Source organism: Arthrobacter sp. UYCu723 (assembly GCF_054059215.1).
Genome location: NZ_JBSSBW010000001.1, coordinates 2,379,590 through 2,391,386 on the forward strand (window position 1 = coordinate 2,379,590; position 11,797 = coordinate 2,391,386).

Below are 11,797 nucleotides of genomic sequence, written 5' to 3' on the forward strand. Positions count from 1 at the left end.
TCCTGACTAACTGTGTCGGCTGGGGCGCTTCAGCCATTGTTTCAGAATTTTGGCGTCTCTGTGACGTAGTTGGCACCGAAACGCGCCAAACGGAGCCGAGGTGCGCATCGGGTGTGCCGGGGCGCACGGCAAACTGTCAGCCACCGTCGGTAGAATTGGGGCTTACCTGCCTAAGGAGCATCGGTGTTCGGCTTGACCATCTTGGACCTTGTGTTGATTCTGATGCTGCTGTCCTACCTGATCCATGGCCTGCGCAACGGCTTCCTGGTGACAGTCGGCGGCATCGCAGGGTTTGCCGCGGGGGCGGTGGCCGCGTTCGTGTCCGTCCCGATTGTCAGCGGTCTGGTGGAAGACAGCGGCTGGCGGCTGACGGCGATCATCGCCACTGCCGTACTGCTGATCGTTCTTGGCCACGGGCTCGGCACCGCAATCGGGCGGAGAATCCGCAGCGTCGTGAGGATCAGCCCGCTCCGGACCGTTGACCGGGTGGCCGGCGGCGGCGTGAATGTGGTGGTGTCCGCCCTGGTCCTGTCCATGCTCGCCTTCAGTATCGGCGCGCTCGGTGTCCCTTTCGTGTCCCAGCAGCTCGCCGAGTCCAAGGTGATCCGGTTCATCGACGGCATGACGCCCACGCCGCTCAAGACGTCGATGGCCCAGTTGCGGTCCGCCGTGATCGGCGAGGGAATCCCGACCCTGTTCGAGGGCATCGGCCAGGGCCAGCCCGTGGCCGTCCCCGACGCCAGTACGGACACGCCCGCGCTGAACCGGGCCGCGGCCTCCGTTCTGAAGATCGCCGGAACCGCCTACCAGTGCGGACAGAACCAGACGGGAACCGGCTTTGTGGTCTCACCGGGCCGGGTAGTCACGAACGCCCACGTGGTGGCTGGTGTTCCGGAGCCGGTGGTCGAAATCCCGGGCGGGGGCGCCTTGCCCGGACGCGTCGTGTACTTTGACAGCCAGCACGACCTCGCCGTCCTGGCCGTGGACGGGTTGCGCACCGCGCCGCTGCCGCTCAGTTCCGGCCTTCCCGCCGGCAGCCCGGCGGCATTTGCCGGCTATCCGCACGGCGGACCGTTCCAGTCCAAGCCGGCGACGGTGCAGGACATCGCCACCGTGCTCGTCCCCGACATCTACGGCAACAATCCGGCCCCTGAAGACGTTTACCGCCTGGCCGGAGACGTGCAGCCGGGCAATTCCGGTGGTCCCTTGCTGAGCACTGACGGGCAGGTCGCCGGCGTGGTCTTCGCCAAGGCCACGACGGAATCCTCGCTCGGGTTCGCGATCACGATGACCGATCTGGGCCCGGTCGCCGCTCAGGCGCCCGGGCTCGACAGCCCCGTCTCAGCGGGGCAGTGCATCAGGAAGTAGCCGCCGGCTGCAGCCATTCCAGGCTCTGGCCGTGCGGGCCGGCGATGGCCACGGGAACTCCGTTGTGCAGCAGCAGGAACCGGCCCTGAAGCCGGCCGTCGTCCATTTCCGGCACCACGCTGGAGCCGTCCGCCTGGATGATCACCGTGTGGCCCTCGTTGGACAGCCAATGGCAGCACCGCTCCCTGGCCAGGCCGGCCACGGTGCGGCGGAACCGGTCCCGGCCCGCGGCGTCCAGATAGGCCATGACCGCGCTGTGGAACACCACGAGGGCGGCGTCCGACGGCGCCTGCCCGGCGAGCGACAGGAGCTGTTCGTTGAGGTCCCCCGCCACCAGCAGCGGCGGGTCCGCCCGTGCGACGGTGATCGCCTGCCGCAGCCGTTCGCGGCGGAAGTCCTGCTCCGGCCAGACGAGCGCCTCCAGCCAGGCGACGTCGTCGGGGTTGCGGACGTCGAGCGGATTGAGGTCGATGCCGGCGCGCCACACGACCCGGGGGAGCTCCTGCGGCAGCGGCACCGGGCCGGTGGTTGCGCAATGCAGGACCGGGAAAGCCCCCTGCGCCCCTGCCGGGGAAAGCCGGGTCACCGCGCCGGTGCCCTCGTGCGTGCCGCTGCCGGCGGCCCGGAACTCATAGCCGTAGCGGTCCGGGAACAGTGCGAGCCCGGCAGAGGCGCCCACCTCGATGAGGGCCAGCGGGCGCCCCTCGGCGGCGGCGATCCCGGCCAGCGAGGGCAGCAGTGTGGCGCAGCGCCCTGCCTCATTGGTCTGGGTGGCACGGGCGAGCACCATCCGGGAGATCTCGTGCCAGTGCGTGTCGAGGAAACTCCGGAACTCCCGGTACGGGCTGATCCGCGCGCCGACAAACCGGGCCGCCGCAAGCAGGAGCAGCGGCTGGCGCTTGGTGTGCGGCCACAGATCGATGCGCCGGATCAGCTCGGCATCGTCCGCGATGCCCACGGCCCACTCGGCGTAGCAGTCGGAGTTGCCGGGAGCGTCGACGGTGCCGAAGTGGCGGTACCACTCCGCGGTTGCTGACTCCCCGAACGCAGATGCCCCCGGCGCCGGCGCGGGTTCCTCGGGGGACATGCTCAGTCCTGGCCGGCGTGCAGCCCGGCGAGGTATTCCACAGCGAAGCGGTAGCCAAGGATCCCGGCCCCGGCAATCACGGCCTTGCTGACATCCGAGAGGTACGAATGGTGCCGGAACTCCTCCCGGGCGTGGACGTTTGTGATGTGGACTTCGACGGCGGGCAGCTGCACCGCCGAGATGGCGTCCCGGATTGCAACCGAGGTGTGCGTGTAGGCGCCGGCGTTGATGACGATGCCGATCGCCCTGCCACGGGCAGCGTGGATGGCATCCACGAGGGCACCCTCGTGGTTGGACTGGAAGCACTCGACGTCCAGGCCGTGCGCCTCCCCGGCGTCCTTGGCGAGCTGTTCGACGTCGGCCAGCGTGGCCGTGCCGTATTTCTCGGGTTCCCGAGTGCCGAGCAGGTTCAGATTGGGTCCGTTGAGGACCAGGACAGTGCCGCGGCCGGCACCGGCGGGGGTGGCTTCACTCATGCCTGCCAATGTATCGCAGAGCGCCCCGGATTCCTCCCGGCTCTGGCTCGCACGGGCGGCCCTGCCTAGACTAAGAGGACCATCGTGCGGAGCTCCCGTACCGGCCAGCTCGCGCGGAAAGCCCGATCTGGGAGCGTCATCATGCGCAAGATTCATCCACGAATTTCCATCCGCCGCGCAGCGGCGGGGCTGCTTGCCTTGGCGGCCGTCTTCGTCCCAGCGCCCACGGCCGCGGCCTCCCGGGCCGACGCCGGGGACCGCCGCGCCGTGATCACCCTTCCCGGTGCCACCGGAGCCGAAGGCATCGCCGCCGGGGAGGGCACCACGTTCTTCGCCGGTGACCGGCTCAACGGGAACATCTACCGCGGCGACATCGGCAGAGGGAAAGCGAAACTTTTCCTCACCGCCCCCGCAGGCCGGGCGGCCCTCGGCATGAAGGTCGATGAGCACAACGACCTCCTCTTCGTCGCCGGAGGCGCCACCGGCCAGGCCTACGTCTACAACATTGAGACGAAGAAGACCGAAGCCACCTACCAGCTGGCCGCAGCCGGCGCGAGCTTCATCAACGACGTCACCCTCACCGAGGACGGAGCCTGGTTCACTAATTCACAGGCCGGCGAGCTGTACTTCGTGCCGGTCAACCGCCATGGCGACCCGGGCGCTTCGCAGACCCTGGCTCTGAAGGGACCGGCTGGGGAACTTGAAAAGGGGTTCAACCTCAACGGCATCGCCTCGGTCCGGGACGGACACGCGCTGATCGTCGCCCACTCCGCCCGCGGCGTCCTGTACACGGTGGATCCGGAAACCGGGGCGAGCGCATCCATCACGGGCGTGAGCGTTCCCAACGTGGACGGCATTATCGTCCGGGACAACACGCTGTGGGCGGTGCAGAACTTCAGCAACCAGGTCAGCCGCATCCGCCTCAACCACGGTCTCGACTCCGGTGCGGTGCGGCAGGTCATCACCAGCAAGCATTTCGACGTCCCGACGACGGCGGCCCTCTTCGGTGACACCCTGGCCCTGGTCAACGCGAAGTTCAGCACCCCTGACGCCTCGAGCTTCGAAGCCGTTCTGGTCGATGCCCGCTAACCGGTAGGGACAGCGGCGCCGACCACCTGAAGTGGGCGGCGCCGCCGAACCGCGTACTTACTTCCGCAGCGAGCTTGCGATCTGGGTCATGACCGTGTTGTCCGCCAGGGTGCTCGCATCGCCGACCTCGCGGCCTTCCGCGACGTCCTTGAGCAGGCGGCGCATGATCTTGCCGGAGCGGGTCTTGGGCAGTTCCGGCACCACGAGGATGGTCTTGGGCTTGGCAATCGGGCCGATTTCCTTGCCCACGTGGTTGCGGAGCTCCTGGACGATCGCATCGCCGGTGTCCACGGCATCCCCGCGCAGGATCACGAACGCGACGACGGCCTGGCCGGTGGTCTCATCCGCAGCGCCCACGACGGCGGCCTCCGCCACCGCGGGGTGGCTGACGAGCGCGGACTCGATCTCAGCGGTGGAGAGCCGGTGGCCGGAAATGTTCATCACATCATCCACCCGGCCGAGCAGCCAGATGTCGCCGTCCTCGTCCTTCTTGGCGCCGTCGCCGGCGAAGTAGATGCTCTCGAAGCGGGACCAGTAGGTCTCCTTGAACCGCTCCGGGTCGCCCCAGATGCCGCGCAGCATGGCCGGCCACGGTTCGCGGATCACGAGGTAGCCGCCGGAGCCGTTGGGCACGGACTCGCCGGCCTCGTCCACGACGTCCACGGCGATGCCGGGGAGCGGGACCTGGGCCGAGCCGGGCTTCGTGGCCGTCACACCGGGAAGCGGTGCGATCATCTGCGCCCCGGTTTCGGTCTGCCACCAGGTGTCCACGATCGGGGCCGGGGTTTCTTTCCGTTCGCCGTTCTTGCCCGCGTTGGCTCCGATGACCTCGCGGTACCACATCCAGGCTTCCGGGTTGATGGGTTCGCCGACCGAGCCCAGGACGCGGATCGAGGAGAGGTCGGACCTGGCCGGGATCTCCTTGCCCCACTTCATGAAGGTGCGGATGGCGGTCGGAGCGGTGTACAGGATGGACACCTTGTACTTCTCGACAATCTCCCACCAGCGGCCCTGATGTGGGAAGTCCGGGGTGCCCTCGTACATGACCTGGGTGGCTCCGTTGATGAGCGGGGCATAGGCGACATAGGAGTGCCCGGTGATCCAGCCGACGTCGGCGGTGCACCAGTAGACGTCCGTCTCCGGGTGCAGGTCGAAGACCGCCTTGTGCGTGTAGGCGCCCTGGGTGAGGTAACCGCCGGTGGTGTGCAGGATGCCCTTGGGCTTACCGGTGGTGCCGGACGTGTAGAGAATGAACAGCGGGTGCTCGGAGTCGTGCCCGACGGCGGTGTGCTCGGGGGAGGCCACCTCCACCGTGTCCGCCCACCAGTGGTCACGGCCCTCATGCCAGTCCACGTGCTGGCCGTTGCGCTTGACCACCACGACGTTCTGGACGGTGTGGCCGGCAGCATTTCCCTCGTGGGACAAGGCCTCATCGACGGCGGGCTTCAGCGCGCTGGGCTTGCCGCGGCGGTAGGTGCCGTCGGCGGTGACCACGAGCTTGGCCTCGGCGTCGTCGATCCGGGAGCGGAGCGCTTCGGCGGAGAAGCCGCCAAAGACGACCGAGTGGATGGCGCCGATCCGGGCGCAGGCCAGCAGCGTGATGACGGCCTCGGGAATCATGGGGAGGTAGACCGCGACCCGGTCACCCTTGGCGACTCCGAGGGACTCGAAGGCGTTGGCGGCCTTCTTGACTTCTTCCGTGAGCTGGGCATAGGTATACGTGCGGGTGTCGCCCGGTTCGCCCTCGAAATAGATCGCGACCCTCTCTCCGAGGCCGTTCTCCACATGGCGGTCCAGGGCGTTGTACGCGGCGTTGATCTCGCCGCCGACGAACCATTTGGCGAACGGCGGCGTGGACCAGTCCAGCGTCTGCGTGAAGTCCTTGCTCCAGCTCAACAGCTCGCGGGCCTGCTTTGCCCAGAAGGCCGGGCGGTCGGCGTCGGCTTCCGCGTAGTCGGCGGCGGTGACCACGGCGTTCGCCACGAAGTCTTCCGAGGGGGCGAACCTGCGGTCCTCATGCGACAGGTTTTCGAACGCGTCGCCCTGGTGGTTCGCGGTGGCGGAAGACGTGGTGCCGGGGACGTGGGTGGTCGTGGCGCCGGGTATCTGCTGGGACATGGTGAACCTCATCATTCATCGATCCGTGCTGCGCGGGGCGTCCGGACCTCCCCCGCTCCGGGGCCGCAAACGCGACGCCGGGCAGCGGCCGATCACGGGCCTACCGCAAAGAGCTGTTCCGCAGTAAACACTAATACTTGGGTACGGCAGATGGTGCGCCCCGTCACAATGTGAGCCGCGAGCGGTGTTTGTTAAGCGCCGAGCGGCTGTTTCTGCCCCAACACGGGGGCGTAGGCGGCGCTGCACCAGCAAAGCCCAGACGGCAGGAACCCGCCGTCTCGCCGTGCCGGCCGGGACTTGGAACGACCCGGTCAGCTACAGCGGGGTGCTGGGCACAGCCGCGGGCGCCGGCAGACCCGAAGAACGACGCTGATTTTGCCGCTCCCACCCACGGCTTGTCAGCTAGTGATCGGACAAGCACTTGGCTAGGCTGAGATGGAGTTGTGACATCCGATGGAGGCGACAGGACCGCGCGCGGTCTGGTGTCAGCCTGCCGTTCGGCGGCACCGTCCAGGGTGACGCCATGCTAAGGAGAACAGAATGAACGAGCAAGCTAACGGGCAGCTCCACGCGCCTTCCCAGGACAGGGCCAACGGCGGTCCGGCCCGTACGGCCGGCTTCGAAGATGCGCCCCGCTTCACGGTGGACAAGGCGAACGGCAAAACCGGCAAGAAGAACGCGGCCGTTCTCGGACCTTTCACCATCCGGGATCTCACTGTTTTCGGCTCCACGTTGGTTCTCTTCATCGCCTCGCTGATTCCGATGTTCGCCGTCAGCTACAACCTGTGGAACCTGGGGAGTCTTTTCTTCCTGGGCCTCGGGATCCTGCTGCCGCTGATCGTGAGTGCACTGTTTGTGGCGCGCCGTGTCAGCCCCGGAACCCGGATCTGGATCGGGTCCTTGTCCGTGGACCAGTTCGCCTCCGTGGTGGCGTCCTTCGCCGTCGCCTTCTTCTTCCTTGCCGTAGCGGGCGCCTACGTCCCGAGCATGCTGCTGGCCCTCGTCGGTGCACTGGGACTCTTTGCCGCCACCGTCCTCGCCCGCCTGGTCCCGTATTTCGCCGGTGACTTCCTGGACCGCGACGAGGCCCCGGCGCACGTGGTGGCACGCCAAGCCGCGGTCCCGGTCCGCCAACCCCGCGCCCCGAAGACACCCAAGGAAGCAAAGGAGCCCAAGGAAGCCAAGGAGCACAAGGAGCCCAAGGAAAGCGCGACGGGCGCGGTCGCAGGCTGGGCCAAGCGCATGAAACCTCGCGGCCAGGCAGCAGCCCCGGACGCCGCCGCGCGCGGCTACGAGGCCCGCGGCCCCGCTTCAAACGACGCCGTTCCAGGCTCGGCCGCCGCCTCCCCGGCCGCCGCCTCCCCGGCCGCCGCCACGCCGTCGGCCGGCCCGGCCGCGCCCCCGGCTGCCGTCGCCCAGGCCGCTGCCGGCCAGGCAGCTGCTGCCCCCGGTTCGGCCCCCGCCCCGGCTTACAGTGCCCCGGCAACCCAGGTCTCCGGCGTGGTACCGTCCGCCCCGTCCGCTGCTGAGCAGACGCAGGCTTCCGGCGTCGTGCCGCCTGCCGCGAATTCAGCAGCGGCCGCGGAGGCCGAAGAAACACGCGCAGCGGACGTGCCGGTGAGTGCCGGTACCGGCGCTCCCACCACTGTCAATCCGCAGGTGCGCTCGCAGGAACCGATCGGGGCCACTGTCGATCCGGCGAGCCGGCCCGAGCAGCGACAGGCCCAGCCCGTCCACGAGGCATTCTGGTTCGCCGTCGCCCAGCCGCGCACCGCCGTCGATGAACACACCGGTGCACCGTCGTTCGTGATTGAACCCGGCGGCTGGGTCCTTGCCCTCGAGGACCGGGGCCACGAGTTCCTGGTCCAGCACACCGATGGCCGGGTGGGCGTGCTGCGCGACCTCAGCAATATCGAGCGCGGCTAGCCCGACGCCGGTGGCCAACGATTCCGAGGCTTCACAGCCCGGCAGTGCCAGGCCTGCCAGCCCCGCCCCTGCCAGCCCGAAGGCGGCACGCCCGACGGCGGCCGGCGAATCCTTGCTGGGACTCAAGCGGCGTGCGCGACGGATCAACCGTGCGCTGGCTGAACAGTACCCGTACGCGCACGCTGAACTGGATTTCCGCAATCCGTTCGAGCTCGTAGTGGCCACCGTGCTTTCGGCGCAGACGACGGACGTGCTGGTCAACCAGATCACGCAGCTGCTGTTCGCCCGCTACCCCGACGCGCGGAGCATGTCCGAGGCGGATCCCGCCGAACTGGAAGCCATCATCAGACCCACCGGGTTCTTCCGCGCGAAGGCCCGGAACCTGCTGGCCCTGTGCCACCGGCTGGTGGACGAGTACGACGGCGAGGTGCCGGGACGGCTGGAGGATCTGGTGACGCTGCCCGGCGTCGGCCGCAAGACCGCCAACGTTGTCCTGGGGAACGCGTTCGGCATTCCAGGGATCACAGTGGACACTCATTTCGGCCGGCTGGCCCGGCGCTTCGGCTGGACGGAGTCCGATGATCCGGTGCTGATCGAGTCCGACGTCGCCGAACTGTTCGAGCCCAAGGATTGGACCATGCTCTCGCACCGGGTGGTGTTCCACGGGCGGAGGGTCTGCCATTCGCGCAAGCCGGCCTGCGGGGCCTGCCCGGTGGCCAACTGGTGCCCCAGCTACGGGATGGGCGAGACCGACCCGGAGAAGGCGAAGAAGCTGCTGAAGTACGAGCTGGCGCCGGGGCAGGAAGAGCTGCTGGCGAAGCTCCTTGCCGAGACGCACCGGGCTGCGGAAATCAGGATGGAATCCCAGAGGAAGCCCCGGTGACCGCACGCCAGGACCTCATCGATCTGGTGGCGGCGGTTGAGGCGGGCACGGCGCCTGCACCGGACCCGCGCTGGCGCGAACTCACCGTGGCACCGGGGGAGCGCATCCGCAGGGCCGCCGTGCTCATGCTGTTCGGTGCCCTCGATCATGTCCCCGCAGCCTCCGTCAAGCTGCTGGCTCCGGCAGATCTGGACGTCCTGCTGCTGCAGCGTGCCCAGACTCTGGACGACCATCCCGGACAAGTCGCCTTTCCCGGCGGCGGCATCGACCCCGGCGAATCCGTGATCGACGCCGCCCTGCGCGAGGCGGAGGAGGAAACGGGGCTGGATCCCGACGGTGTCGAGGTACTCGGCGTCATGCCGGAGCTGTCACTGCCCCGCGGTAACTTCCTGGTGACACCCGTCCTGGGCTGGTGGGCCCGTCAATCACCCGTGCGGGTGGTGGACTACGGCGAGTCCTCCCAGGTCTTCCGGGTGCCCGTCCGGGACCTGCTTGACCCGGACAACCGGGTGATGGCGACCGTCAGCCGTGCCGGCCAGACCTTCCAAAGCCCCGCGTTCACCGTCAATGGCGTGGTGGTGTGGGGCTTCACCGGGATGATCCTCAACCAGCTGTTCGAGCAGCTGGGGTGGGCGGTTCCCTGGGACCGCTCACGGCTCTACGGGATCGACGCCTGAGAAGGCCGGAACTGTCCCTCTAGCGTGGTGCCTTTTTTAGCGCTGTGAGCGCGTTGCCGGCCTGGCTGCGGCCTTCCCGCATGACGGCGACTTCCGGGACTTGTCGACCACCAGTCCGGTGGCGGCGTTCTCGCGCACGGCTGTGATGCCTGCCGCCGCGCCCTTGATGGAGTTGAACATTGGCGAAACGGCGACAACCGTTCCATCCGGTGCGGTCAATTTGAAGAAGTACTCTTTCTCTCCAGCTTCGGCGATCTCAAAAATGCCAGCCAATCTGCTGCCTCCCCAAATCCATGCCTCGTTGCACCAGCCGGCGGAACACTCAAAATGGATGCCGCCATTTTCGAGCGTAGCCGGGGTCCGGACCATGCACAAAGCTACCGGCGGGTACGTTACCCGGGGAGTCAGAGGCTCTGCTATTTGGCCTTGTCATACGAGTCCACGACGGCCACGCTCACCGGGAATTCCACCGGGATCCGGCCGAAGAGCAACTCCTTGGCGGCAGTCGCGGCTTCTTCGATCGCCAGGATGCAATCCCCTACGGCTTCCTCCGGGCAGTGGACCATGACTTCGTCATGCAGGAAGAACACCAGTTCCCCGGCCGGGCCGCCGACCGCGCGCATAGCCCGGAGCCGCCGTCGTAATTCGGCCAGCCAGCAGGCCGCCCAGTCCGCGGCGGAGCCCTGCACGACGAAGTTCCGGGTGAACCGCCCGCGCGAACGGGCCGCCGAATCGGCCCGGCGCTGTTCTTCGGCAGTGGCGGACTGCTGGCTCCGCAGCCATCCCTCCGACGGCGGCGGGCTGCTGCGGCCCAGCCGGGAGGTGACGGTCTTCCCGGCTTCGCCCTCACGGGCCGCTTGTTCCACGAAGCCGACCGCGCGGGGGTAGGTGCGGGCAAGCTGCGGCATGAGGCGGCCTGACTCGCCCGTCGTGGCTCCGTAGATGGCGCCCAGGAGCGCCACCTTGGCCTGGGCCCGGTCGCCGCCGAACCCCTGCGCCGCGATGCCGGCGTAGAGGTCCTTGTCCCGCGCGGCCTCGGCCATCTTTGAGTCCTGGGCGAGTGCCACGAGCACCCGCGGTTCGAGCTGGGAGGCGTCTGCGACGATCAGCTTGTGGCCCGGATCGGCATGCACGGCGCCTCGGATCTGCCGCGGGATCTGCAGCGCGCCGCCGCCGCGGGAGGCCCAGCGTCCCGAGACCACCCCGCCGACAACGTACTCCGGCTGGAAACGGCCGTCCTTGACCCAGGCATCGAGCCAGGCCCAGCCGTTGGCTGCATGGAGCCGGGACAGTTTCTTGTACTCCAGGAGCGGCTCGATCGCCGGGTGCGTGGATTCCTTCAGCTCCCACTGGCGGGTCGTCTTCACCTCGATCCCGTTCCGGTGCAGGGCCCGCATGAGCTCCTGCGGTGAATCCGGGTTGAGCGCAGGCGAATGCAGCAGCTGGCGCAGCGCCGTGGTGAGGGCCTCGAGTTTGGCTGGGCGGTGGCCATGCGGAGGACGCGGCCCGAGGTGGCCCGCGAGGATCTGCTCATGCAGCTCCTCCCGCCAGGGGACGCCGGTGTGCTGCATTTCCGCGGCGATCATGGCCCCCGCGGACTCAGCCGCCAGAAGGAGCTGGAGGCGCTGCCTGCGGTTGTCGGGCTGGTTTGCCGCCCCGGCCTGGCTGAGCGCATCCTGCTGCGCGGCATACTCTACGCGGAGGTCCCCGGGGGTGTGCCGCGGCGTCCGGTGAAGTCCTGGATCGTCAAACAGTGCGCCCTGGTCGGCCGGCGGAGGAGGCGGCTGGAGGGCTCGCGGCGGCTGCTGCAGGTCATCGTCCTGGGTCAGCTTCTCCGCGTTCCTGGCATAGGAAGTATGTGCGGTGAATTCCGAGTGGGCCAGGATCGCGCCGCAGAGCGTGAGGTCGTAGCAGCGTTCCAGCTCCACCCCGGCGGCCAGCAGGGAGGGGTACCAGTCCTGTGTGCGGTGCCAGATCCAGCGCGGTCGCTGCTTCTCAAGCCGGAGCACGACGCCGGCCAGTTCGGCGGCGCTGATCACCCTCGGTTCGGGGGTGGCCGGGTGCGGGGCGCCGGCGGCGGTGAGTTCCTGGAGGGCTGCGCCGTCAGCGTGGGCGGCGAGCAGCAGATACATAGGATCAATTCTGCCCTGTGGTGCGGGGCTGCTTGTCCACA

The 11,797-nt window shown here is 68.4% G+C and carries 10 protein-coding genes; 5 read left to right on the forward strand and 5 right to left on the reverse strand.

Features of this window, described 5'->3' with window-relative positions; translation table 11 throughout:
• Positions 1-183 precede the first annotated feature (183 nt).
• Entirely contained in the window at positions 184-1,368 is a 1,185-nt protein-coding gene (locus ACVWZ8_RS11165; RefSeq protein WP_426979255.1) for a MarP family serine protease, read from the forward strand.
• On the opposite strand, the gene ACVWZ8_RS11170 is transcribed toward ACVWZ8_RS11165, so the two are convergent.
• Positions 1,358-2,455 (reverse strand): DUF2332 domain-containing protein, encoded by a 1,098-nt coding sequence (locus ACVWZ8_RS11170; protein ID WP_426979254.1) that lies wholly within the window; start codon positions 2,453-2,455, stop codon positions 1,358-1,360. The genes ACVWZ8_RS11165 and ACVWZ8_RS11170 overlap by 11 nt on opposite strands.
• 2 nt (positions 2,456-2,457) lie before the next feature.
• A complete protein-coding gene (gene aroQ, locus ACVWZ8_RS11175; protein ID WP_426979253.1) occupies positions 2,458-2,931 on the reverse strand; it encodes a type II 3-dehydroquinate dehydratase in 474 nt (157 codons plus the stop codon).
• A gap of 141 nt (positions 2,932-3,072) precedes the next feature.
• Here aroQ and ACVWZ8_RS11180 point away from each other — a divergent pair, with 141 nt between their 5' ends.
• On the forward strand, positions 3,073-4,020 hold the full coding sequence (locus tag ACVWZ8_RS11180; RefSeq protein WP_456504673.1) for a hypothetical protein: 948 nt from the start codon (positions 3,073-3,075) through the stop codon (positions 4,018-4,020).
• 57 nt (positions 4,021-4,077) lie between these two features.
• Here the strand turns inward: ACVWZ8_RS11180 and acs are convergent, their stop codons facing one another.
• Positions 4,078-6,138: an acetate--CoA ligase gene (gene acs / locus ACVWZ8_RS11185; RefSeq protein ID WP_426979251.1), complete on the reverse strand. Its 2,061-nt coding sequence runs from the start codon at positions 6,136-6,138 to the stop codon at positions 4,078-4,080.
• A gap of 540 nt (positions 6,139-6,678) precedes the next feature.
• On the opposite strand from acs, the gene ACVWZ8_RS11190 reads away from it, so the two are divergent.
• The 3 genes from ACVWZ8_RS11190 to ACVWZ8_RS11200 are packed head-to-tail and all read left to right on the forward strand — an operon-like array spanning position 6,679 to position 9,624.
• Positions 6,679-8,064 carry a hypothetical protein gene (locus tag ACVWZ8_RS11190; RefSeq protein WP_456504674.1) on the forward strand — a complete coding sequence of 462 codons (1,386 nt, stop codon included), beginning with the start codon at positions 6,679-6,681 and terminating at the stop codon, positions 8,062-8,064.
• Positions 8,065-8,074: 10 nt separating this feature from the next.
• Positions 8,075-8,947, forward strand: coding sequence for an endonuclease III (gene nth, locus ACVWZ8_RS11195; protein WP_456504675.1), 873 nt, complete (start codon positions 8,075-8,077; stop codon positions 8,945-8,947).
• Positions 8,944-9,624, forward strand: coding sequence for an NUDIX hydrolase (locus ACVWZ8_RS11200; RefSeq protein WP_456504676.1), 681 nt, complete (start codon positions 8,944-8,946; stop codon positions 9,622-9,624). The genes nth and ACVWZ8_RS11200 overlap by 4 nt, the downstream gene beginning before the upstream one ends.
• 36 nt (positions 9,625-9,660) lie before the next feature.
• On the opposite strand, the gene ACVWZ8_RS11205 is transcribed toward ACVWZ8_RS11200, so the two are convergent.
• The gene (locus tag ACVWZ8_RS11205) at positions 9,661-9,993 is read right to left on the reverse strand and encodes a YegP family protein (protein WP_456504677.1); all 333 of its coding nucleotides are present in this window, start codon (positions 9,991-9,993) and stop codon (positions 9,661-9,663) included.
• 47 nt (positions 9,994-10,040) lie between these two features.
• Positions 10,041-11,756, reverse strand: a complete 1,716-nt coding sequence (locus ACVWZ8_RS11210; protein ID WP_456504678.1) for a bifunctional 3'-5' exonuclease/DNA polymerase — start codon at positions 11,754-11,756, stop codon at positions 10,041-10,043.
• Positions 11,757-11,797: the final 41 nt, after the last annotated feature.

Coding starts and splice junctions, on each gene's coding strand:
- ACVWZ8_RS11170 (WP_426979254.1), bottom strand. CDS start 2,455: ATGTCCCCCGAGGAACCCGCGCCGGCGCCGGGGGCATCTGCGTTCGGG.
- aroQ (WP_426979253.1), bottom strand. CDS start 2,931: ATGAGTGAAGCCACCCCCGCCGGTGCCGGCCGCGGCACTGTCCTGGTC.
- ACVWZ8_RS11180 (WP_456504673.1), top strand. CDS start 3,073: ATGCGCAAGATTCATCCACGAATTTCCATCCGCCGCGCAGCGGCGGGG.
- acs (WP_426979251.1), bottom strand. CDS start 6,138: ATGTCCCAGCAGATACCCGGCGCCACGACCACCCACGTCCCCGGCACC.
- ACVWZ8_RS11190 (WP_456504674.1), top strand. CDS start 6,679: ATGAACGAGCAAGCTAACGGGCAGCTCCACGCGCCTTCCCAGGACAGG.
- ACVWZ8_RS11205 (WP_456504677.1), bottom strand. CDS start 9,993: ATGGTCCGGACCCCGGCTACGCTCGAAAATGGCGGCATCCATTTTGAG.
- ACVWZ8_RS11210 (WP_456504678.1), bottom strand. CDS start 11,756: ATGTATCTGCTGCTCGCCGCCCACGCTGACGGCGCAGCCCTCCAGGAA.